The following is a 21,001-nucleotide window of genomic DNA, read 5'->3' on the forward strand; positions in this document are numbered from 1 at the left end:
TGTGGCTTGGGGCTCCGCAGGCTTGCTCAGAGGTATTCGGGTGCGTCGATGCCGAGCAGGGACAGGCCGCCGGCCAGCACCGTCCCGGCGGCTTCGGCAAGCGCCAGCCGGGCCCGGTGGGCGGCCGAGGGTTTCTCGTCGCCGCGCGGCAGCACCGTGTGCTGGAAAGCGAGCAGGGCGTCGGCGACGACGACCAGGTGCCGGGCGAGACGATCGGGGGCGCGGTGGGTGGCCGCTCGGGCGAGGGTTGAGGGGTATTCGGTGAGCGCGGTGATCAGGGGTGTCGTGACGTCGGGGGTGGTGACGGCTGCGACGCGGGGGGCCGAGGTGCCGGCGGCCGGCCGGAAGTTCCGGGCGTCAGGGATGTCCAAGTTGCCCGGGGTACTGGTGAAGCCGAGGGCCGCCGCGTTGCGGGTGAGCGCGCGGGCTCGGGCGTGGGCGTACCGGACCCGGAAGAGCGGGTTCCCGGCGCGCTGCACGAGGAGGTCCGCGGTGATCCGGGGGCGGTCGTGGGCGGCCGGATGCAGAAGGGCCCAGCGGAGGGCGTCGGGGCCCAGGGGGGTGGGGTCTTCGGGGGCGGGGACGGGGCGGAGGTCGATGAGGGCGCTGGAGGTGCCAGCGTCAGCGACGGCGTCGGCGTGGGCGTCGGCGTGGGCGTCGGCGTGGGCGTCGGCTGGTAGGCCAGGATCGCCGGATCCATCAGGGCGTCCCGGATCGATAGAGGTGCTGCCGGGCTCGCTGGGCCGGTCAGGCTTGTCGGGGGCAGCGGGCGTACCGGGCCTGAAGTGGTCGTTTGGCCGACGGGGGGTGTCGGTGCCGGCCATGAGCGTTTCATCGAGGTCGGCGAGGACGTCCAGCTTGCCGTGCGTCTTCGGCCGAACGTGGTCCACCTCGACGCGGCCACCCTGGCTGGCGACGATCCGTACGAGCGCGTCGGCGACGACCTCCGCACGGATGTCGTACGGAATCCTCAGCCGGACGACCTGCCCGGCGAGGGCATCGCTGTGCCCGTAAGGAAGGAGGTCCGAACCTCCGCCGCCCCGACTGCCCCGACTGCCCCGGCCTTGGCGACCTCCGTGGCCCTCCTGGGCTTCCACGGGTTCCTCAGGTTCCTCCACTGCCTGGATTCGGCGCACGAGGGCGGTGACGGCGGCCCGGTCGAGGTGGATGTTGAGGAACCCGGGCCCGCTGATCTCTACGGCCGCGACGCCTTCGGTCCGACCGAGGTGGGGCCGCAGGATCTCGGCGACCTGCAGGGGCGGCTGGCCCGCGGGGCGGGCGAGCTGCAACGCGATGTTCGTAGCGTAGTCCCCGCTGCCTCCGGGACCCGGCGGAGTGACCACGGCACGTGCGGGCACCGCCACGCTGAGCTGTCCCTCGTCCACAGCACGACGCACCGCGCGCAGCACGGTGCGGGAGAGCTCGACGGGGGTCACGGGACAAGCGTATGGGAGGAGGGGGGTGGGTATGCGAACCGGTTTACCGCGAGGTCCGGGATGTGGACGGCGAGGAAACCGGGCCTGGGCATTCGCCGAGGCTCGGGTGGGCCGACTCCAGATCGGTAAGAGGGGGCCAAGCGGACAACAGCCCGGCGAGGGCCGGGCGCTCCCCAGAGCCTGGCTGAGCGATACCAGAACAGTGCGCTTCGGTCGAGGACTCACTCAGCCCCGGCCTGGGCCCCGGGTTTGGGTCAGGGTTCGGGTCCAGGTCTGGCTCCGGGTTTCAGGTCTGGGTCTGGATCGAGCCGGCCCCGTTGAAGCCCCGAGCCCGAAAACCCCAAGCCCGCAGCTCTGGGCGATGCCTCAGCTCGGTCGGGCCGGGTCAGCCCCCTGTGCGGCCGGCACGCTCAGGACGCTCACCGTGCTCGACATGCTCACCTCCACCACCGTTCCCACCGGCGGAGGCGCTAGCAGGGGCAGAGGCAGATACCCCGGCACTGGAACCGGCCCCGGCATTGACATTGGACCCGGAACTGGAACTGGCACCGGCACCGGCACCGGCACCGGCACCGGCATTGCTATCGGTACTGGTACCGAACGCCGCGGCCTCATCGATCCCGCTCCGTCCACGCTCCACCAACCGCCTTACAAGTGCGACGAGTTCGGCCGGCTCGAAGGGCTTCGCCAGGAATGCGTCGACGCCTACACCAAGCCCGATTTCGACCTCGTACTGGGAACAGGCACTGATGATGGCGAGCGGAAGGTGTCGTGTGCGGGGATCATCCCGGAGTCGGGCGGCCGTACGAAGCCCGTCCAGCCGAGGCATCACGACGTCGAGGGTGATGAGGTCGGGCCGCACCTGATGCACCACGTCCAGGCACTCGGCACCATCGGCCGCGGTCACCACCTCGAAGCCCTCCAGCTCGAGATTGACCCTGATCAGCTGCCGGATGACCTTGTTGTCGTCCACAACAAGCACCCGACCGGACGCGCCTGGCACAACTCGAGAGTAGGTCCGAGCCCCCCGCCGCGTCCGGGTTTTCCCCACTTCCGCCCCCTGCGGGCGGTCTCCCCCGCCACAACCCCACTCCTGACCCCTCAAAACCCGTTCATGATCTCCCGCAGAGAGCTGGTAGGGTTCTACCCGTCGCCGCCACACAAGGCGACACGCCCCCGTAGCTCAGGGGATAGAGCAACGGCCTCCGGAGCCGTGTGCGCAGGTTCGAATCCTGCCGGGGGCACTCCAGTCAGACCAGCGTGATCAGGCCGCTGACCTGCTGAAGTGCCAGACTTCAGAGCCGGACTCAGTCTCACTGAGTCCGGCTCTTTGTCGTTGTTACGCACTGGTTGCGATAGACCTGCGATAGAGACCCGGCGAAGGGCACGCTGAAACCGCCCCCGCAGTCTGCCCACCCCGCTAGCCTGACGCTCCCCGTCGGGAGGTAGGTCACCGTGGTCATCTTCGTCTATGTAGACAACTCCAACGTATGGATCGAGGGACAGAGGCTTAGCGCTGTCAAGAAGGGCATGGCTACCGACGTCGCTGATGCCATGAGTCGGAAGATCTGCGACATGACGTGGGCTTACGACTTCGGTCGGCTTTACGAGCTGGCATGCCCTTCGAACCACCAGGTGGGCAGATCCATCCTCTTTGGGTCCCGACCTCCAGCGAACGACTCGCTATGGGAGCGTGCCCGCCAGGACGGGTTTGAGGTCAAGGTCTATGACCGGAACGCCTCAAACAAGGAGAAGGAGGTCGACGTGAGCCTGTCAACAACCCTCATGGAGGACTCCTACGAGTACATGCGCGCCGAACGAAATGACATGGCTGTACTCCTCACCGGGGACCGCGATTACGTCCCTACGGTCCTCTCGCTCCAACGCCGCGGACTCAAGGTTCGCGTGGTCTTCTGGGAGCATGCGGTTGCCCGCGCACTGAAAGAAGCAGCAGACGAGTTCATTGCTCTCGATCCTGCTCTCGACTACATCGGCCACTTCAACGGCCTGACCCCACAACCGTGACCAGGAGTTGACCCTCTTCCGATTCAGCGGTGCCCACCAGAGCAACCGGTGGCACCGCCGAATCGGTAGATCAGCTACCCAGACTCGCCATCTGGCCAGTCGAGTTCTGCTTCAATCTTCCTGTTCATGGCCTCTTCCTGGCCGTAGATGCACCCCTCGTAGACGCGGTGGATCACCTCGGGTGAGTTGCCGACCCGACGGGCGACCTCAGCCACGGGCACGCCGGCGTTCAGCCACGTCGTAATGCACGTGTGCCGCAGGTCGTACGGCCTCCCCCCGAGGATGGACGCCTGAAGGTCCGGCGAGAGTGCGTACTCCCGAGCGTCCCGCCACACGCGCCAATAGGTGCTGCTGCCCACGAGTCCGCCCCGCTCGTTCGTGAAGAGCCGCCCATCCTTGGCCGTGCCGAACTCCTTCAAATGGGCGCGGAGCATGGCCACGAGTGGCGGGGGGATCGGGACCGGCCGGTCTTCCTTGGCCTCCCTCGACTTCAGACCGCGCTTGTCGTGGCGTTCTCCGCTGTCTGTCCACTGCTTTCCCGACACGGGGTGTGTGTCGTGAAGTGTCAAAACGCCCCATCCCTTCTCGGGGAGGAAGCAATCAGCTTTACTGAGGCCCACAGCCTCACTCGGGCGGAGCCCCGCGAAGTACATGACCGCGTAGAAGCCCACCAGGCGCCGACCCTTCTTACGGTCCCATGTCCCGACGTATGAGACCGAGGCGAGAAGTTGAGCAGCCTGCGTCTTGTTCACGAGAACACGGGGGTCCACGCGATCCGATGAACCACTCTTCACTTTCTTGATTGCGGTGAGCGGATTCCCTGTCAGAAGCTTGCGTTCGATGGCGTATTCAACCGCGGTGTTGAGCGCGCGCCGACGGCGACGGGAGGTCTCCCCCGCTGCGGGGGTGCCGTCCAGCTTGAAGGAGATCCGATACTGAACATCGCGAAGAATCTTCGGGTCTTCCAGCGAGGAGACGAGAAGCGATTTCTTTGATATCCACCGGTAGGCGTCCTCAAGTTCCTCCGGCGGGTCAAGTTCGGCGTTCTTGGGAATGACCGCCCACCGGAAGGCGAGACGTAGCTCTTCCGGTGACGGCATTTTCTGTTCCTGCTCCACCAGAGCCAGCGTCACCGCAGCGAGCCCGTCGGCGATGCCCTCACGGGTCTTGGCCGCGGCGGTTGGCCAGCGCATCGCCATGTACTCGCGACAGAACGCGAACCAGGACAGCTCCTCACGGGCTTGCTCCGCGCTGGCCTCGGCTCGTACCTCGGATTCAGGCAGACCGTCCCTGATGCGGAATGCCTCGCCACGGCGCATTGCCTGCCACAGTTCAGATCTACGGCTCTCTGCGAGCGCCACCGTGGCGAAGGTGGCACTACTTACCTTCCCTCCGACTTTCCAACGGAGTTGATAGGGGCGGGTATTGCTCTGCGCCTTGGACACCTTCCACAGGCGGACATCGAGTGAAAACCCCTCCGGGGCCGAGCGGTTGTTCTGCTCGGCCCCACTGTCGGTGTCGTTCGTCACGCGCTCTCCTCCAGCGTCTGGAGCCACCGACTTAGTTCGGACCGCCGGATTCGCACCGCGCCGTTCGGGAGCTTGATGGACTTCGGGCCCTTCTTGTACTGCCGCCAGCGGTAGAACGTCGCTCGTGGTACGCCTATCTCTTCGATCACTTCGGGGATGGTGAGCATCTCGTCGCGGGGCTTGGCCACGACTCCTCCTTGGGCGAGAGGGCAAGGGAAGGTGGTGGGACCAGCCGAGAGCCACCACAGAAACCACGAAATACACAGAATCCCTGAATTGCGGGTCCGACCTGCGGCGATGCCACCCGGTGCGGTTTGCCACAGAAATCACGGAAAGCTCCACAGAATTAAGCGGCCGGACCGGTGCGGCCGGTGCCCGGTTATTTCTGTGGCTTCTCGGTTCGTTTCTGTGGCAGCGCACCGCGGACCCCTGACAGGGCCGTCTGTACTGGTCAGGGGCTTGCCTGGGGGATTTCTGTGATTCTGTGGTTTCTGTGGCGGGGGTCAGGCGGTCGGGTCGGGCAGGCGGGGGTGGACCAGGTAGCGGGGGGAGGGCGGCCGGCCGCGTCCTCCGGTGCGCTGGGCGGCTTGGGCACGCACGTAGCCGTGGTCTTCCAATAGGGCCAACACGGGGTCCAAGTCGTTGGCGGTGCGGAACTCGGAGCGGGAGAGCTTGACCATCAGGTCCCGCTTGCTGACCTCACGCCACCCATGGGTGCGCAGGGCTTCCAGCACGGTGCGGGCCCGCTCGGCGATCCGGTCGGCGCCCATCGAGTCGAACGCGGCGAGGCTGTGACTGATGAAGTACTCAGCCAGCGCGATCGCGTCGCACATGGTCGCTTCCGCCACGGGCACCGTGTGCCCCTTGGTGAGGTGTTCGGCGAGGTGGAGCAGGGCGGCCATGCGGGCGGTGGCGCCGACCAGCTTGCCGCCCCAGTCTCCGATCTGGCCCATGATGCCGCCGCGGGCTTCCAGCATGGGTTCCACTCGTGCCTGAAAGGCAGTGAGGGTGGCAACTGCTTCGGGGGTGAGCTGGATGACGGCGGGGTCGGTCCACTCGGCGAGGAAGAGTGTCAGGTCCAGGATGTGGCGCCGGTAGGTCTCCATCACCTGCTCGGGGATGGGGTCGGGTTCAATCTTGCGGCGGCCGACCAGAGACTCAGGCACCGAGTAGAGGAACCTGCCTAGCAGGCCGCGGCCCTTGAACCCGTCTTGGCGTCCGATGTCGTCCAAGACCTGCGGCTGGACGCACAACCCCATGGTGAGGGCGGGATGTTCGATGTATTCCTCGCGGGTCTGCCGGTCGACCTTGAGGCGGTCGCCAGCGTGGCCTTTGAGGAAGACGCCCATGTTCGGCTTGCCGGAGTAGCGTCCGGCGATGATGTCGAAGATGTCGCCCTCGGCGGACATGACGGCGATCCGTCCGCCCTGCTCCGCCATCCGTGAGGTGACCGTCTCGGCTGTGGTGTCGTCGGCGAGCAACTGCGGTTTGACCGGCACGGTGACGCTGTCCGCAGTCTGCGCCAGCGCGATCGCGGTGGCCACCATCTCGTCCCGCTCGTCCACGCTCGCGGATGCCGCCTTGGCGGTGGCCTTGTCGGCTGCCTCCTTGGCGAGGCGTGCGGTCATCTCGGCTTCCACGATGGCCGGTTGGATCAGCGTGCGCAGTTGCTGTTCCGCCTCATACAGCGGGTCCGTGAGCAGGCCGAACACGGCGGACTTCCGGTTGGCGGGCGGCAGGGAGACGACGACGTAGAGGTTGGTGGGCTCGCGCCAGTGCCCGCGCACCTGCACCACCGACCGGCCGCCGGCCGCCGTGGCGAGCACGGACAGGGCGATGCATCCGGCGAGGTCGACGGGGGTCTGTGTCTCCTCGGCGACGGCGGCCACGAACTCCCGCAGCCAGCCCGGCAGCGAGCCAATGGGGAAGGCGGTGAGCTTGCGGGGTCCGGCGAGGGGTACGGGCTCCTCCCACACGGGCGCGGGGGGCTCTTCCAGAGTGGGCAGTCCGGCCCACAGGTCGGTGCTGTCCACAGGGTGTGTGGTCATGAGGCTGCCCTCCCTTCGAGGGGGTTCAACAGCGGGCGTCGGCCGTCGTCCCTGTGCGGGTCAGGACCAACGGCAGTGCGGACGCCTTCGGCGACGCTCATTCGGTCGCCTACGGCCGCCCGTGATAGGCGCTGTACGGCGTTCTGCAGCTCTTTGTGGGGAGTTCGGGGCTTAATGGTCACGCCGCGCCCCTCTCGGCCGCCTGGAGACCGTTGGCGACCGCGCGGTGGGCGTAGTCCTCGGGCACTCCGACAAAGACGGCCGCAGCGACGATCTGCGAGCCGATGGCGTCCAGTCCGCACGGTCCGGGGCACTGTGCGTGCTGCGCTCCCAGGAACCGGGCGACTCCGAACGCCTGTGAGGCGGCCCCGGATTCGGTGCGGGCGCGCACCATGGCGAGACCTCGTTCGAGGCCGGTGCGGATGTACTGCTCGGTGTGGCGGCAGCCGGTGGCCACCGTCCGTTCCCACGTGGCGCGCTCGGGGAGGGAAGAGACCACCTCCCCCGGGGCGGGGGTGGTCTCTTCCTTCACGACCAGGGCGAGGACGGCAGGCGGCAGAGTGGCCATGGTGCCGGTGCCTGGTCCGAGCCAACGGGCGTAGGACATGAGCGACTTGATGTCCACGCCCGACCGGACCGCGTTGTGCGACGGCATGACGCCCCGGTAGATCCAGTGCTCGCCGCGCGTCGTCGCCACCGTGCGCGTGACCGGCAGCGTCTCGTGTGCCCACGCCACGGCCGCCGCGTTGTCGAGGTCCACCACGGTCAGCCCTGCCCCGCCGGGGTGGTAGCCGACGCATACGGCCTGACGCCATGCCGCCACCCACGCGCGGGAGGTGATGACCTCGGGGTCGGTGGTGGCGGCGGCCCACGCGTGGCAGAAGCCGGGGCAGTGGCAGGGGCCCGCGCTCTTCATGTTCGGCCGCCCGCCACAGGCGTTCTTGGCACACGTCCGGCAGTTCCCGAACGGCACCTTGCCCTCCCGCAGGGGCAGCACTGGCACGCCGGCCGCAGCCAACTCCAACGCGGTGCGCAGGTGGTCACCGTCCTGGGGGTTCGTCGCACGCGGGCGCGGGGTCTTGCGGTCAGGTGTCATGCTGGAGTTCTCCTGTTTCTGTCGAAGGGACGGAGAACCGGGGCGGTCGCGGTCTTTGGCGAGAGGCGACCGCCCCAGCCACGTCTAGGCGATGTCCAGGGCGAGCTGGGCCGGTGCGGGGACCGAGGCTTCGGGCGCGTCGGCGGCGAGCAGGGCGCGGTAGGCGAGTGCGGCTTGGTGGATGACCACGCCGTTGCCGAGGATCTTGAGCTGGTCGGAGCGGGACAGGCCCAGGTCCGTGCCGGTGACCCAGCCGGGAGCGGCGCCCATCATCCATTCCACGAATGCCGGGGACAGCCGGCGGTTGCCCTTGGTTCCGGGTTCGGTCGGCTCGGGTGCGGGACGTCCCAGGACGGCCTCCCAACGCCGGATGGCAGGCCCGTAGTCGGTGCCGTTGGTGGCCACCCACCGCCCGTCCAGGCGCACGGCCTGGCCGGGCCGGTAGTACCGGCCCGACGTGTCGCGCTGGTTGGATCCGCCATGCGGCCCGTCGGAAGCCTTGGGGGTGGGCAGCAGGTTGACCACCACCTCATTCAGCGGGCGGGAGTTGGTCCCGAGCAGGTTGGAGGCGCCGGACTTCCAGTCGCGGGCCGCCGGGGTGGGCAGCAGGGTCACGGCGGTGCGCAGGTTCATGCCGCCCTGCCGCTTGGGGGAGGTTCCGGGGCCGCCGGTGCCGTCGGCGGCGGCCGGGGTGGGCAGCAGCCTCAGGTGTCCGTCGGGGGCAGCAAGAAGACCACTTCGTCCTCCAGCATGGGCCCGTGCCCGCCCGCCTTGCGCTTGTCCGGATGCTGGGGTCCCCCGTTGCGCCCCAACTGTGAGGTGGGGGTCTTCAGCAGCGGGATACGCGACGGCGAACCAGCGGTCGCGCCGGTGGCAAGCTCCGACTTCGGGATCTCCAGCGCGTAGGCACATCCACCGCGCGTCGTACCCGCACGCGGCCAGGTCGGCGGCGACGACGTCGAGTCCCCGGCTGCGGAGGGCGGCGACGTTCTCCAGGAACACGAGGCGGGGTCGTAGATGGCGAATGGCGCGGACGACGGTTTTCCAGAGTCCGGAGCGGTCACCGGCGATCCCTCCCCGAGGTCCGGCGTTGGAGATGTCCTGGCAGGGAAACCCGGCGGTCAGCGCCGCCGGACGCTCCAACGTGGCAGACAGAGCCGCGAAGTCCACGGCCGTGATGTCCCCGAGGTTGCGGGCGTGGGGCAGACGGGCGGCCAACAGCCGGGACGCGGCCGGGTCCTTCTCGCCGACCAGGACCGTGGGCAGGCCGGTGACGGCTTCCACGGCCTGGTCCAGCGCGCCGGAGCCGGTGCACAGGCTGACGTTGCCGCCTTCCAGCGGCGGGACGGGGTGGTGGGTCATGCTGGTGACCTCCAACAGGTCTGTTGCGGACTGGTTGGCCGGGGCGACCGCGTGTCTTTGGCGAGAGGTGCGGTCGCCCCGGGCGTAGTTAGCCGTTGAAGGTGTTGCGTTTGATCACGGCCTTGCGGATGTTGAAGGTGTTGCCGCCGCTGTGGCCGCTCGCGCTGAAGACCTGCACGGCGACCCATCCGCCGAAGATGACGGCGGCGAGGGTGATGAGCTGGGTGATGAGCGCGGTTAACGCGGTGATGAACGCGGTCAGCAGGAACAGCCCGCCGCAGACCGCACCGAAACCGATGCCACCGAGGGCGATGTTCACCGCCGCGCGGGAGGCGGGCGGCTTGGACGCGACGGGTTCGGGCTTGGCGGGTTCGAGGGTGTAGCCGGTGACGACGCGGCCGTCCGGCAGGACCACGCTCGTCACGGCCGGGATCATGCCCGGGTGCACCGGTATGACCGGCGCCGACGGCACCGGGGCGAGCGGAGTGGGCCGGTGGACTGCCATGGCCGCCTCACGGCTGCCGGGCGCGAGGGGCTTGACGGGTTCGTTCACGAGGGAGCCTCCCTATTCAGCCGAGGTCGTTGAGAGCGTCGGCGCCCGCCTGCACGAGGTTGTGGATGGGCTCGTACGCGCCGGTCCCGGCGGCGAAGAACCCGAAGAGGAACAGCACGATGGCCGCGCCCCCGCCGGCGGACTTGGTCTTGACGGCGAAGGCGGACGCGGCGCCGAACAGCAGCACGGCGGAGATGTTGAGGATCACGGCAGGGGAACTCGCTTTCGTGCGAGGTGAATGGGTGGATACGCTCTGCGGACCCCGGGTGCTGGCAAGTTCGGGGCGTTGACCGGCGACCGCGCCCACCTAGCGTCTGCTCGATGCGGGGTCCGTCTCATGACGGGCGGTCGCCGGTCGCCTGTCTCAGGAAGCGCCGGTGCGGTAGATGCGGGCCCAGCGGTTGTAGAGCCAACGGCCGACGCGTATGCGCTTGCCGGTGGCCTTGCAGCGGCGGCAGTCCTTGCCGCGCTTCTGGCGGCCCTTGCGGTCGGTCTTCATGGCGAAGCCCCATCCGTTGCACTTACGGCAGTTGCCGAACGGCGAGGCAGCACACACAGCGACGTAACACAGCGTTACGCCGAGCAGGAGCGTGATAGCGAGCAGGGCAGGGGTCATGACGGGCCCTCCCAGGCGGGTTTCAGGGGTTTCCGCAGGTGGGCCGCTATTCGCTAGCGACCTGATCAGAGCTGGTTTGGCGCGCTAAGCGAGCCGCTAACGCTAGCGGGGTGTGCCGCTAGCGCTAGCGGCCCGCGATGGTCAGCCCGCGTCCCGCTTTCCGTCACGCTCCGCAATCGCGGCCGTAATGTGGGAGCGGTCGACACCGCGCCGGTTGACGACCTTGCCGTCCACCCGGCGGCCCACCTGGATCGTGGACAGACCCTGCGGCTTCAGGGCCGCGGCGAGTGTCTCGGGCTCCCAGCCGTCGTAGACCTCGGGGCGCAGTTCGGCGAGCCGCGCGACGACGGTTTCCGACCACACCTTGGTCTCCTTGACGGGGATCACGGCGAGGATGTCGGCGAGCAGGTCGTACGCGCTCGCCACGGTTTCCGGCTCCTCCCCCAGCGCGTGACCGGACAGGGTGCCCGCGGCTTCGCGCGCCTTGCGGGCCCGGGCGGCGATGCTGTCGGCTCCGGGTCCGTCCACGTACACGGAACCCACGATCCGGGCGTCGGAGCCTTCACCCACGAAGTAGTGGATGCCCTTGTCACCCCAGGCGAACATGGTGGCGCGTACGCCACGCTTGTAGGCGGACGTGCCGAGCACCATGTCGTTCTCCAACTGCCCCATGACCTTCAGGCACCAACGCGCCGAAGCGTTCGCGGAAATCCCGGTCGGGAGCGCCTTGGCGTCCGGTCGCTGTGTGGCGAGCAGCAGCACGATGCCGGTGGCGGGACCGCGCTTGACCAGGTCGGTTGCGATCTCCTCGAACTCGTCCTTGTGCTTGGGGTGCTCGAAGAGCACCTGGCACTCGTCCACCCCGATCACGATGGGGTGCAGGCCAAGGGAGCGCTTGTCGGCGAGTTCGCTGGTCACCTTCGACTCCGGGCAGATGTCCCGCGGAAGCGAGCGGATCACCTTGGTGCGGCGGCGCAGTTCCTCGCGCAGGGCCCGGAAGTCGTTCAGCGCGTACTCGATGGCGTCGTCATCGTCGCCCGCGGCGTGCCGGTGCGAGACGGCGTTGCCGACCGGGTCCAGGTCGCCGGTGCCCTTCATGTCGTAGGTGTGCAGCTCCGCCCGCGGGTCCAGCGCGGCAATGAGCAGGAGCAGGCGGAGCAGGAACGTCTTGCCCATACGCGGGATGGCGCCGATGATGCCCGCGATGTACATCAGGGTGACCTCTACCCAGCGTCCACGCTGGTCGGTGCCGTAGGCGACGGGCTTGAACAGGTTGACGCTGCCGCTGGTCAGCAGCGGCCACTTGGGCTTGCGGGACGTCGACATGTCCTGATCGCCGACCCACAGCACGAGATGACCGGTGTGCTCGTTCGGTACCGCCTCAGGCCACACGCACCCGAGCGGCCGGCGCAGACCGGACGCGAGCCGGTCACGCCGCTCGATGACGTCCGTGACCGTCACGCCGTACGGGAGGTTGCCCTCCGCACGCCACCCAGGACCGTCCCGCGTGATCGGGGCGGTGAACTCGAAGCCGTCGCGGCCCTTGCCCTGCGCCTGGTTGATGGCGGGGATACCGAGCGAGCCGAGCGCCCGCAGCACGATGTCACTCGTGAGCTTGACCGCCTTGGGCAACTCCACCGCGCGGTGGATGACCGGAGCATCCGCCCTGCGGCCGGCGAACCCGAGCGCCATCACGACCGCGCCGACCGAGACGGCCTGAAGCCAGGCAGGGGCGAGCACGTAGATGGCGAGCGCGGAGCCGAGCCCGATGAACATCGCGAGCACGGTCACGAGGGTGCGCAGTCGGACCCGTCCGTCGCGCTGCCGTGACAGCTTCAGGTACTCGGCCGCATCCTCGCGCCGGACCGCAGCGAGTCGGACCGGCTCGCCCTCGCGGTCGGCCATCCACCGCAGCGTGCCTCCCACGAACTTGGCGGCACCGGACGGCGCCTGAAGCGTGAGCCGTGCGGCATAGACCGGCGAGCGCAGCGCGTGATAGCCGACCGAGTGGGCGTAGTGGCGTGCCACCCACGCTGCGGCGGTCTTCAGCTCCGCCACGGACTTCAGCCACGCCGGAACGACCGGACGGCGCTGCGCGGCGAGCAGTCGACCGAGGTAGCCCGGACCGGTCGCCTTGGCGGTCGGCAGGTCGACCATCACGCGTGCGGTCGGGTCGCCCGACTCGGTGCCCGACCGGTCCGGCGCGGAGTCGGCCGACGGGTCGGAGTCGGGTCGGGTAGTCGGGTCGGCCGACTGGTCGCGGGCCGACCGTGCCTTGTCGAGGTCGACTACCTCGCCCCCGGAGTCGGCCGCCATGTCGGCTTCGAGTCGGTTGAAGAGTTCGTTGTCGTCGTCGGGGTGCTTCACTGAAGGTCCCTTCCAAGGGGAGGAAAGGCGGGGTCCGGCCGTCGCTGTAGGAGGTGGGCGGACGGACCCCGCGGGGCGCCGCTACGGTGTGCGGCATGGGGGAATCTCAGGTCAGGACACGGCCGTGCAGGTGGTGTGGCAGGCCGGTGCAACAGCCGCGAAGTCGCTGGCGCAGACGACGTTTTTGCAGCAAGTCACACCGGCGTAGAAACCGGATCCTGGAAGCTGTCCTGAACTTCTTCGACAGCCTGTAGGTCAGGCGGCGCGCTGTTCCTCGGGGTAGGCGCAGGGCACGCACATGCCGAGCGAGGTGGGGATGACGTATCCCGCGTCGGTGCGGCACTGCGGGCAGGTGCGGCGGGCGCACATCGCCTTGGCGAGCGCGGCCCGCTTGCCGGGCGTCATCGGCCGGACGGGCTTGGCGCGGTCGACGCGGTAGAGGTAGGCGACCAGCGGTCCGCGCCGGTAGCGCGGGCGCAGCACCTGAGCCGCGATCGGCTGACCGCCCGGACGTAAGCCGCGGGCGCGCAGTTGGCGGCGCGTGGCAAGCCCGTCGGGGGCGTAGCGCCACGGGTAGGTGGGGATGCCGAACTGGCTGCCGGTCGGGTCGTAGCACTTGCCGTAGGACGGGGACATCAGGCGGCCACCCCGACGATCGGGGCATCCTTGCGGGCGCCAGTTCGGCCGGCACGGCGTCCGGCGACCGTGGCGAACAGCCAGCCGAGCCCGGCGCGACGAGTTCCGGCACGGGCCTGTTTGGCCGCGTACATCGCCTCATCCGCCCGACGCAGCAGCCCGGACAGGTCATCGGCGGGGAAGTCGGCGGCGCGGACCCAGCCGAGCGAGACCGTAGTGCGTACGGCCGGGTCCTGGCCGTCGACCGGCCGGGCGAGCACGGCGAGCAGATCCCCGGCGGTGCCGTGGTCGTCGATGACCACGGCGGCGAACTCGTCGCCCCCGAGCCGTCCGGCGACCCCGGCCGGGCCGACGTGGTGGGCGAGACGGTCGGCGGTCGCCTTCAACAGGGCGTCCCCGGCCGAGTGCCCGTAGGTGTCGTTGATGTGCTTGAACTTGTCGACGTCGGCGAGCACCACGACCGCGCGCGGGTCCCTGAGCAGGGCCGTGGCGCGGTGGGTGAAGCCGTCGCGGGTGCGTAACCCGGTGAGCGGGTCACGCCGGGCGGTGTTGAGGCAGCCTCGCAGCCACCACACATGCACCGCCCAACCAGAGGCCAGAGGCAGCGCGGACAGCAGGACCGTGGCCAGGGTGTTCACGCGGCCACCCCCTCGACGCTGTCGCCGGACGATGTGGCGTCGGGAGTGGTGACGGGGTGCAGCGCGCGCCCGTCAGCCCGCTCGGCGAGCAGGGCGTCACGCACCTGCCGGGCGTGACGGGAGCCGCAGTGCAGTTCCTTGCGCAGCACCTCGGCGTTGATCGCGGCGTCGTTCCAGTCGGCCGTGACCCTGCGTGCTTCGGCGAGCAGTTCGGCGAACGTGCGCTGCACCGTCTTGGTCTTGCTCGTCGGCTGCCGCTTGCGCGACGGCTTCGGCGCCGTGCGCTGCGGCTTCTCGGGTACCTGCTCCGGCTTCGGCTCCGGCTCCGGTTTGCCCGGCACGTCGTCGCCGGCGGGGGCCAACTCGCCCATGCGCAGCATCACGCGGTCGCGCCGTGGTGTCTTCCACCGCCACTTCCAGCCGTACCGCTCGTGCAGGTCCGCACGGGACAGCAGCCGCTCCCGCTCGCAGGCCAGCGCCACACCATAGGAGGTGACCTCCCACAGCGTCATGCGCCGCCACAACGCGAACGTCGACACCGGCGCCAGCAGCCAGCGAGAGAACCTGATCTTCTCCATGCGGCGGCCCGTTGCGGCACCGATCCGGACGGCGTAGATGTGCGCGCCGATCTCGGAAAACACCACCCACAGCAGCGGCATCGTGCCGTGAGCCACCTTCGCCCACACGTCCTGTCCGGCGGCGACGTTGAGCCCGCAGGTCACCAGGGTGAGCACCCAGGGCACGAACCGCACCCACGCCAGCGCCATGTCCATCCGGATCAACAACAAGTTGGCCACGGTGAACACCGGAATGGCCACGTCGATACCGACCGGCAGCATCCACGGCTCACCGAACCCCCAGCGAGCAGCGGCGGCCGACACCGCGTCGAAGGAAGCGATCAGACCGAGCGCGCCGACTCCGGCCGCGGCCAGCGCGCCGACTCCGGCGAGCCCCATCTCCGGCTTCGTCAGCGGCGGCACCGCCGGACGTTCGACGGTCTGTGTCGTCTCAGTGCTGGTCATGCCGCACCCCCGTCCAGCGGCCGGATCTGAGCCGCGGCCATCAGCACCACACGCACCGGGTGCGGGTGGTACTCCGGGGTGGTGTCCTCGCACCATTCCCATGCGGCGTCCTCGGCGAGCGTGAAGCCGAGCGAGGCGAGCGCCGCCGCGCGCTCTTCGAACGTCGGGGCCTGCAGCGACGTCGGCCACGTGAAGACGGGCCAGTCACTGACCAGGCCGGTCATCGCGACGAAGAGCTGCCAGCACGGCCCGGCGGTCGGCTCGGGGGCCGTCGTGCCGCAGCACCGCATCGTGATCTGCGCCCGCAGCACCCGCCCGTTCATCGCGCACCCCCGACCGCGAGCAGGGAAGCCAGGATGAGCAGGGCGCCGCCTGCACAGGTCACGTCGACCGCGCGACGCAGGCAGGTGAACTTGACGACCGCGAGGCGGGACAGACCCGCAATGTCGGCAGCCAGATCACGGGAGACGGCATCGCTGATCTGCTCGGGGGTCAAGGTGGCCCACAGCGGGAAGCCGTGCCGCCCCTTGATGTTCGGCCGCACCGACCGCAGCAGCAGACCGGCCGCCGCGACCAGGACCGCCATGCCGAGCCCGCCCGCCACGTAGGCAGGCACGTTCATCGGCAGGTCACGGGCAACAGTCCAGGCGCCGGCGAACACCGCGCCGACGAACGCCAGCAGCAGACCGGTCTTGGTGTCGGTCCGTGTGATCTCCGCCTTCACCTCCGCATGCGCGGCGGCGAGCAGGGCGTTGGTGTCCGGGCCGCTCATGCCGCCGCTCCCTTCCGGGAGGGCCGACGGCGGCCGGCCGGGCGGATCAGCGGGACGACGTTGAACAGCTCCGGGGCGTGCGCCTCGATCACCTCGGCGGCGATGCGGGCCACGTCGTCCGGCAGACCGGGGTTCTCGGCGAGGATGTCGCGCGCCGCGTCCTGGCGGGCCGCGCGCTCTTCGTCCGTCTCGCCCTCGACCCCGAGCCACAGCTCAACCGGGGTGCCGAGCGCGAGTTCCGCGAAGTCGTCGGCAGAAACGGCCTGTTGACGGCCGATGTACGTACGCATGGCGGTTCTCCTGACATCGAAGGGATGCCGGGGCAGTCGCGGTCTTTGGCGAGAGGCGACCGCCCCGGAGAAGCCCCGGGGCGCGATGGCGGCGGGGTGGAGCTCTGAAAGAGCTGTTCCGGCTCCCCTCAGCTCCGCTCGTACGAGACGAGCGGAGGAGGCAACCGGCCGCAGACAACTGCGGTGGATGAGTGGTCTCGTTCGGGGACGCGGCTGCCGGATCAAGGAACAGCTCGCTAGGGCCCCGTTGTAGGCAGAGACCTGACCTTTCGGTCTGCCATCCGGACTGCCAAGGGATCGCCTGAAACAGACGACTGTCCGGTGCCCTCCCCCCGTCCAACGCGGGGCTCCTGGTCGTGCGCTCGCTCGGTTCGCTGACTCAACCAAGCAAGAGGAACATGTATTACGTGTTCCTCATCTTGCAGAGAGAGGTTCGCTCCGTCAAGCCCTTCGGCGTTTGATGTCTGCGAGCCCCTCGCGCTCGATGTACCTACAGCCTGGCGTCGGCGCCGCCGACGTTCGACTTCGCGGATGTACGGCTCGGGTCGTCCTTGGCTACCGTGAAGTCGTACCAAGTCGTCCCATCAAGGCGGAGGTTGGACGTGGCGAACGAGCGACTGCGCGGCGCGATAGTGGACTTGGGCCTGACGCTCGATGAGGTCGCCCAGCGGCTCGGGGTCGCGGCCAAGACGGTCGAGCGATGGATCAACGAGCCTGAGCGCAAGCCATACCGCCGCTTTCAGTACGCGACAGCTTCGCTTCTGAAGTGCGAAGTGTCGTACCTCTGGCCGGACGAACGCACATCAGCCGAGGTCACCGCGTCCGGCAACGCGGAGTTGGTCAGGCTTTATCCCCACCGGTCCGTCGTGATGCAAACCCTCTGGACGAACCTCTACTCCAAGTCGACCCGTCAGTTTGACCTGTTGGTGTACTCCGGGTTCTGGCTCACGGAAGACGCGACGTTCCACCGGATCGTGAAGGAGAAGTCAGCCGACGGAGTGCCCATCCGCTTCATGCTGGGTGAGCCAACGTCGCCGGCCGTGGCGGTGCGGGGCGAGGACGAAGGGATCGGCGCGGCGATGGCAGGCAAGATCCGGAACGCCCTCATCAACTACGGTCCGCTCTTCGGCCTCCCCGGGGTGGAGTTCCGCCTGCACGGTACGACCCTCTACAACTCGATCTACCGGGCCGATGACGAGATGCTGACGAACGGGCACCTCTACGGCGTCGGCGCCTACATGGCCCCCGTGCTGCACCTGCGGCGCGTGCCCGGCGGTGAACTCTTCGACGCCTACGCTGAGAGCGTTGAGAAGACCTGGGAATCAGCCCGCCCGATCTCTTCACCTGCCGATTGGGAAGGCATTGCCTGATGAGCCGCATCGACTACTTCCGCGACCCGAACGCCCCTCAGGCCAACTCCGTGGTGCCCTCGGTCACCGCGGTCGTCCGAGACGACGCGGGGCTGTTGCTGCTCATCCACAAGACAGACAACGATCTGTGGGCACTGCCCGGTGGTGGCCACGACATCGGCGAGCACATAGGTGACACCGTCGTCCGGGAGGTCGCGGAAGAGACCGGCATTGACGTTGAGGTAGACAGCATCGTGGGGCTCTACACCGACCCTGAACACGTGCTGGCGTACGACGACGGAGAGGTCCGGCAACAGTTCTCCATCTGCTTCCGAGCCCACCCCATCGGCGGTTCCCTGCGTACGAGCAGCGAGTCAAAAGAGGTCCGCTGGGTTGACCCAGCGGACCTTGACGGACTGGACATCCACCCGTCGATGATGCTGCGCATCCGCCACGGTCTCGACGACTCGCGGCGAGAGCCCTACATCGGCTGACTGTCGGCAGAGACCTGCGCCAACCGGTCCTCAACACGCTTCGACGCTGCATGGATCTCGGGGGCCGCGCGCTTAATGAACCGCCCGACGATCGTGTCTGGACCGTACCGCTGCACGATCTCGTCCAGCCGCTCGGCCGGCGTTGTCTGCGTCCCGTCGGGCGTCGTCGTCATGTCGCAGAACAGCAGGGCGTCGACCAGGTCCCGACGCTCTAGCTCGAACTCCCCCTCAAGCTCCTGCCTCAGTCCGCGCTCCTCGGCTTCCAGCAGGGCACAGGAGTGGTGAGCCACGAGACGAACGACCCGCCCGTCTGCCTTTTCCTGGTCTCGGAGGAACCGCGCACCGTCCAGCGGGTGAAAGCCGGTGGTGGCGATGGCCGGCGAGTACCCGATGTCATGCAGCACTGCGGCGGCTTCCAGCAACTCAGCATCGTCGCCCATGACCGGGCCCAAGGAGCGAGCGCGCTTGGCGACCCCCAGCGAATGCTCCCATCGACGCGGGAGCGGATCGGACAGCAGCGATTCGGAGAGCGAGTACGCCCACTCAGTCAGTCCCATGGCGGCCAAGACTACGGCCGGATGGTCGTCGCCGGGAGAGCGCGCACGGTTCGCCCCTTGCCATGAACCGTGGCAAGCAGGCCACTCCCCTCCATCTGGGCAAGGACGCGACGCACGGCGGTGCGGGAGGAGCCGAACCGCTCACAGAGTTTCGCTTCGGAGGGGTAAACGTCGCCCACGGATAGCGAATCTTCCGTGATCACGTCGGTCATTCGTTGAGCGAGGGTGCGACGGTCGCCGCCCTGGACGACACGCCATCCAACACCCGGGGCAGACGCAATCACACCGTCGGCCTCAAGCACCTTGAGAGCACGGCGAACGGTGTTGCGCGAGACGCTGTAAGTGCGCATAAGGGCAGCCTCCGACGGCAACGCATCGCCGCCGTCTCCCCTCTGAATCTGATGACGCAGCGACTCAGAGACCTGCAAGTACGTTCCCCGCGGACTGGCCTGCGGCACACGTCCTCCTCTACACCACTCACTTGCTTGGGTACTCCAGCATCCCACTTGGACGCCCGCTCACGACAGCGGAGCGTCCCCTCAAGGCGGCGCAGGCATCTAGCCTAGAATCCGGCCTCGAAGTGCTTCGCCACGATTGATCCTACTGATTCGATCGTTAATTCCCGACCTCACCCGGCGATAATACTCGGCAGCATCGGCTGCAGGATCGGGAATTCGTGTCACATTTTCCACTTCCTCGTAGAACGCCTGGATCCTACGAGATACCGCATAAGTATCGAGCTTTGCCGATTCAACGATTAGAATCTGATACAACTCGACGAGCAGCGTTAGCAAATCGGACTTCTGCCAGACTCGCGATTTATGCGGAAAGTCACACTCTTCCACGAAGCGGATGACGGAATCAATTCCTGCACTCACCTCGCCTTCGTACTCAAATTCATCATTGAAGCGCTCCAAGAATTCCTCGTGACTGTCATCCCGGTTAAAGTAGCCCGAGATGCACGAAATCACGAGGGTGAGCGCGAACCGCACGTCGTTCATGCGACGACCGTCCAACGAGGAGAAAACCCTGTGTTCGTAGAAGAAATTTTTCTCCGCCACACTTTGGGCGAACCTTTTCAGGGCACCATCGAAGCGAGAGTTGTTCACCTCCATAGCATTCAGTGAATAGTTCGTGGAATTGATCCTATGGAAAATTTCCATGGTCTCTGCCTCGGTGAGAGGACCTAGGTCTCGAACAACCACCTCATACTCCAAGAAAGAGACCTTCTGCGCGTTCTCCAGCTCCTTGTACGGCGCGACACCTCCCTGGCCGGTCCGAATAAGCGGTGAACCAGTGAAATACTCGTAAAGCGTGGTAATCCTTTGCTGCCCATCAACGATTAGTTCAGTGCCATCACCCGTCTCCGGGTCGACCTCTCCCGCCGAAATGAAGATCTCAGGAAATGGCAATCCGTCCAGAACGGTACGCAGAAAAGCAACCTTGTGGGCATTTGACCAGACGAGGCGCCTCTGGAAATGCGGATTAGGGACCAATGTGCCGTCCCTGATGCCCGTCAAGAGCATACGGAGGCGCTTATTTGTGGCCGACGTTTGCATTCTATTCTTTCCCCTTCTCGTCGCCCCGACAGGCCGCTACCGCGCCCATCTGATACTTAGCAAGAAACGACATGTCATGATAGACGGCCGCCGCAATCTTATACGGCCCGTATCGGCGGCTTTGCTGGAGAGACCTAAAGAAGTTCCACCAGGTATCGGTGAATTTAAAGGTCGGACCACCAGGCAGCTTATCCGGACGGATCCAACCCCAGGCTAGATACTTCTCAAAATCTCGCCTACTATGCCAGTAAGCACCGGACTCCATATACTCGTGAGTTTCATGCCAGACTCGCTCGTAAAGGTCGTGGCTGACAATCGCAATATCGATGTCCGATGTGTCGCCGAACAACCTGTACCGCTTTTTTGGAGATATACTAAATCCGAGCTTCGCCGACCCTACGACGAAAATATCCTGGTGCACTTTCAACGAGAATTCAGTTGCAATCTCCTCTTTTAGGGAGTAGTGCACATCATCCTGGATAGCGAAGCAGCTTCCGTGCAAAATATTTGCGTCAACCACTCGTCTGTCGCTGGACTCGGAAGATAGTTTCTCCTTGAATTGCTCAACGCGAAGTAGCGCCTCTTCTTCCCCCACAGGCCCCCTGCCCCTCTCGAAAGAACGCCCGCACCCTCGTACGCTACCGGGTCGGCA

The 21,001-nt window shown here is 67.3% G+C and carries 23 protein-coding genes, 1 tRNA gene and 1 pseudogene; 4 read left to right on the forward strand and 21 right to left on the reverse strand.

From position 1 onward, the window contains the following. Nucleotides 1-26 precede the first annotated feature (26 nt). Together nrtL and ACFY9I_RS32260 are read right to left on the reverse strand one after the other, a co-directional pair. The gene (gene nrtL / locus ACFY9I_RS32255) at nt 27-1,436 is read right to left on the reverse strand and encodes an ArgS-related anticodon-binding protein NrtL (protein ID WP_391007981.1); all 1,410 of its coding nucleotides are present in this window, start codon (nt 1,434-1,436) and stop codon (nt 27-29) included. Nucleotides 1,437-1,989: 553 nt separating this feature from the next. Beyond that, nucleotides 1,990-2,439 (reverse strand): annotated as a pseudogene (locus tag ACFY9I_RS32260) (response regulator); the annotation flags it as partial. Nucleotides 2,440-2,608: 169 nt separating this feature from the next. Between ACFY9I_RS32260 and ACFY9I_RS32265 the strand changes: the two are divergent. Together ACFY9I_RS32265 and ACFY9I_RS32270 are read left to right on the forward strand one after the other, a co-directional pair. Continuing rightward, nucleotides 2,609-2,680: transfer RNA gene (locus ACFY9I_RS32265), tRNA-Arg, on the forward strand. Nucleotides 2,681-2,891: 211 nt separating this feature from the next. Continuing rightward, entirely contained in the window at nt 2,892-3,461 is a 570-nt protein-coding gene (locus ACFY9I_RS32270) for an NYN domain-containing protein (protein ID WP_391007983.1), read from the forward strand. Between the two features lie 74 nt (nt 3,462-3,535). On the opposite strand, the gene ACFY9I_RS32275 is transcribed toward ACFY9I_RS32270, so the two are convergent. From ACFY9I_RS32275 to ACFY9I_RS32345, 15 genes are all read right to left on the reverse strand, one after another. Beyond that, nucleotides 3,536-4,990, reverse strand: a complete 1,455-nt coding sequence (locus ACFY9I_RS32275) for a tyrosine-type recombinase/integrase (protein WP_391007985.1) — start codon at nt 4,988-4,990, stop codon at nt 3,536-3,538. Then, nucleotides 4,987-5,178, reverse strand: coding sequence for an AlpA family transcriptional regulator (locus ACFY9I_RS32280; protein WP_101400676.1), 192 nt, complete (start codon nt 5,176-5,178; stop codon nt 4,987-4,989). Before ACFY9I_RS32280 ends, ACFY9I_RS32275 begins: the two co-directional genes overlap by 4 nt. Before the next feature lie 315 nt (nt 5,179-5,493). Beyond that, nucleotides 5,494-7,038, reverse strand: a complete 1,545-nt coding sequence (locus ACFY9I_RS32285; protein WP_391007987.1) for a DUF3987 domain-containing protein — start codon at nt 7,036-7,038, stop codon at nt 5,494-5,496. A 178-nt stretch (nt 7,039-7,216) separates the two neighbouring features. Beyond that, nucleotides 7,217-8,134, reverse strand: coding sequence for a bifunctional DNA primase/polymerase (locus ACFY9I_RS32290; RefSeq protein WP_391007989.1), 918 nt, complete (start codon nt 8,132-8,134; stop codon nt 7,217-7,219). Nucleotides 8,135-8,218: 84 nt separating this feature from the next. Beyond that, nucleotides 8,219-9,496: a DNA cytosine methyltransferase gene (locus tag ACFY9I_RS32295; RefSeq protein WP_391007991.1), complete on the reverse strand. Its 1,278-nt coding sequence runs from the start codon at nt 9,494-9,496 to the stop codon at nt 8,219-8,221. A gap of 88 nt (nt 9,497-9,584) precedes the next feature. After that, entirely contained in the window at nt 9,585-10,001 is a 417-nt protein-coding gene (locus ACFY9I_RS32300) for a hypothetical protein (protein WP_391008084.1), read from the reverse strand. A 64-nt stretch (nt 10,002-10,065) separates the two neighbouring features. Next, entirely contained in the window at nt 10,066-10,257 is a 192-nt protein-coding gene (locus tag ACFY9I_RS32305; protein WP_391007993.1) for a hypothetical protein, read from the reverse strand. A gap of 156 nt (nt 10,258-10,413) precedes the next feature. Next, nucleotides 10,414-10,665 (reverse strand): hypothetical protein, encoded by a 252-nt coding sequence (locus ACFY9I_RS32310; protein WP_391007995.1) that lies wholly within the window; start codon nt 10,663-10,665, stop codon nt 10,414-10,416. Nucleotides 10,666-10,806: 141 nt separating this feature from the next. Then, complete coding sequence (locus ACFY9I_RS32315) at nt 10,807-13,032, reverse strand: cell division protein FtsK (protein WP_391007997.1); 2,226 nt, start codon at nt 13,030-13,032, stop codon at nt 10,807-10,809. A 255-nt stretch (nt 13,033-13,287) separates the two neighbouring features. After that, nucleotides 13,288-13,668 carry an RRQRL motif-containing zinc-binding protein gene (locus tag ACFY9I_RS32320; RefSeq protein WP_391007999.1) on the reverse strand — a complete coding sequence of 127 codons (381 nt, stop codon included), beginning with the start codon at nt 13,666-13,668 and terminating at the stop codon, nt 13,288-13,290. After that, nucleotides 13,668-14,306 (reverse strand): diguanylate cyclase domain-containing protein, encoded by a 639-nt coding sequence (locus ACFY9I_RS32325; RefSeq protein WP_391008001.1) that lies wholly within the window; start codon nt 14,304-14,306, stop codon nt 13,668-13,670. Before ACFY9I_RS32325 ends, ACFY9I_RS32320 begins: the two co-directional genes overlap by 1 nt. Next, complete coding sequence (locus ACFY9I_RS32330) at nt 14,303-15,328, reverse strand: DUF2637 domain-containing protein (protein ID WP_391008003.1); 1,026 nt, start codon at nt 15,326-15,328, stop codon at nt 14,303-14,305. Before ACFY9I_RS32330 ends, ACFY9I_RS32325 begins: the two co-directional genes overlap by 4 nt. Further along, nucleotides 15,325-15,651, reverse strand: a complete 327-nt coding sequence (locus tag ACFY9I_RS32335) for a DUF6303 family protein (protein WP_391008005.1) — start codon at nt 15,649-15,651, stop codon at nt 15,325-15,327. Before ACFY9I_RS32335 ends, ACFY9I_RS32330 begins: the two co-directional genes overlap by 4 nt. Beyond that, the gene (locus tag ACFY9I_RS32340; RefSeq protein WP_391008006.1) at nt 15,648-16,100 is read right to left on the reverse strand and encodes a Pycsar system effector family protein; all 453 of its coding nucleotides are present in this window, start codon (nt 16,098-16,100) and stop codon (nt 15,648-15,650) included. The genes ACFY9I_RS32335 and ACFY9I_RS32340 overlap by 4 nt, the downstream gene beginning before the upstream one ends. Next, nucleotides 16,097-16,390, reverse strand: a complete 294-nt coding sequence (locus tag ACFY9I_RS32345; protein ID WP_391008008.1) for a hypothetical protein — start codon at nt 16,388-16,390, stop codon at nt 16,097-16,099. The genes ACFY9I_RS32340 and ACFY9I_RS32345 overlap by 4 nt, the downstream gene beginning before the upstream one ends. Nucleotides 16,391-16,992: 602 nt before the next feature. Here ACFY9I_RS32345 and ACFY9I_RS32350 point away from each other — a divergent pair. Both ACFY9I_RS32350 and ACFY9I_RS32355 read left to right on the forward strand, forming a co-directional pair. Next, nucleotides 16,993-17,760, forward strand: coding sequence for a helix-turn-helix domain-containing protein (locus tag ACFY9I_RS32350; RefSeq protein ID WP_391008010.1), 768 nt, complete (start codon nt 16,993-16,995; stop codon nt 17,758-17,760). Next, the gene (locus tag ACFY9I_RS32355; RefSeq protein WP_391008012.1) at nt 17,760-18,233 is read left to right on the forward strand and encodes an NUDIX domain-containing protein; all 474 of its coding nucleotides are present in this window, start codon (nt 17,760-17,762) and stop codon (nt 18,231-18,233) included. The genes ACFY9I_RS32350 and ACFY9I_RS32355 overlap by 1 nt, the downstream gene beginning before the upstream one ends. Here ACFY9I_RS32355 and ACFY9I_RS32360 read toward each other — a convergent pair. The 4 genes from ACFY9I_RS32360 to ACFY9I_RS32375 all read right to left on the reverse strand — a co-directional run bounded on the left by ACFY9I_RS32360 (nt 18,221) and on the right by ACFY9I_RS32375 (nt 20,944). After that, the gene (locus ACFY9I_RS32360) at nt 18,221-18,790 is read right to left on the reverse strand and encodes an HD domain-containing protein (RefSeq protein ID WP_391008014.1); all 570 of its coding nucleotides are present in this window, start codon (nt 18,788-18,790) and stop codon (nt 18,221-18,223) included. The two genes, ACFY9I_RS32355 and ACFY9I_RS32360, sit on opposite strands and share 13 nt — an antisense overlap. Nucleotides 18,791-18,801: 11 nt before the next feature. Further along, the gene (locus tag ACFY9I_RS32365; RefSeq protein ID WP_391008016.1) at nt 18,802-19,248 is read right to left on the reverse strand and encodes a GntR family transcriptional regulator; all 447 of its coding nucleotides are present in this window, start codon (nt 19,246-19,248) and stop codon (nt 18,802-18,804) included. 99 nt (nt 19,249-19,347) lie between these two features. Next, nucleotides 19,348-20,310 carry a DUF262 domain-containing protein gene (locus ACFY9I_RS32370; RefSeq protein WP_391008018.1) on the reverse strand — a complete coding sequence of 321 codons (963 nt, stop codon included), beginning with the start codon at nt 20,308-20,310 and terminating at the stop codon, nt 19,348-19,350. Nucleotides 20,311-20,350: 40 nt separating this feature from the next. Further along, nucleotides 20,351-20,944: a hypothetical protein gene (locus ACFY9I_RS32375; protein WP_391008019.1), complete on the reverse strand. Its 594-nt coding sequence runs from the start codon at nt 20,942-20,944 to the stop codon at nt 20,351-20,353. Between the last annotated feature and the right edge of the window lie 57 nt (nt 20,945-21,001).

The sequence above is a fragment of the Streptomyces sp. NPDC012510 genome (genome assembly GCF_042955065.1).
In the GTDB taxonomy this organism is placed as follows: Bacteria; Actinomycetota; Actinomycetes; order Streptomycetales; family Streptomycetaceae; genus Streptomyces.

Bases quoted from the DNA above. Each gene is read 5' to 3' on its own strand.
- ACFY9I_RS32310 (WP_391007995.1), bottom strand. From the start codon at position 10,665: ATGACCCCTGCCCTGCTCGCTATCACGCTCCTGCTCGGCGTAACGCTG.
- ACFY9I_RS32340 (WP_391008006.1), bottom strand. From the start codon at position 16,100: ATGAGCGGCCCGGACACCAACGCCCTGCTCGCCGCCGCGCATGCGGAG.
- ACFY9I_RS32345 (WP_391008008.1), bottom strand. From the start codon at position 16,390: ATGCGTACGTACATCGGCCGTCAACAGGCCGTTTCTGCCGACGACTTC.
- ACFY9I_RS32320 (WP_391007999.1), bottom strand. From the start codon at position 13,668: ATGTCCCCGTCCTACGGCAAGTGCTACGACCCGACCGGCAGCCAGTTC.
- ACFY9I_RS32290 (WP_391007989.1), bottom strand. From the start codon at position 8,134: ATGACACCTGACCGCAAGACCCCGCGCCCGCGTGCGACGAACCCCCAG.
- ACFY9I_RS32335 (WP_391008005.1), bottom strand. From the start codon at position 15,651: ATGAACGGGCGGGTGCTGCGGGCGCAGATCACGATGCGGTGCTGCGGC.
- ACFY9I_RS32355 (WP_391008012.1), top strand. From the start codon at position 17,760: ATGAGCCGCATCGACTACTTCCGCGACCCGAACGCCCCTCAGGCCAAC.
- ACFY9I_RS32295 (WP_391007991.1), bottom strand. From the start codon at position 9,496: ATGACCCACCACCCCGTCCCGCCGCTGGAAGGCGGCAACGTCAGCCTG.
- ACFY9I_RS32300 (WP_391008084.1), bottom strand. From the start codon at position 10,001: ATGGCAGTCCACCGGCCCACTCCGCTCGCCCCGGTGCCGTCGGCGCCG.
- ACFY9I_RS32285 (WP_391007987.1), bottom strand. From the start codon at position 7,038: ATGACCACACACCCTGTGGACAGCACCGACCTGTGGGCCGGACTGCCC.
- ACFY9I_RS32330 (WP_391008003.1), bottom strand. From the start codon at position 15,328: ATGACCAGCACTGAGACGACACAGACCGTCGAACGTCCGGCGGTGCCG.
- ACFY9I_RS32360 (WP_391008014.1), bottom strand. From the start codon at position 18,790: ATGGGACTGACTGAGTGGGCGTACTCGCTCTCCGAATCGCTGCTGTCC.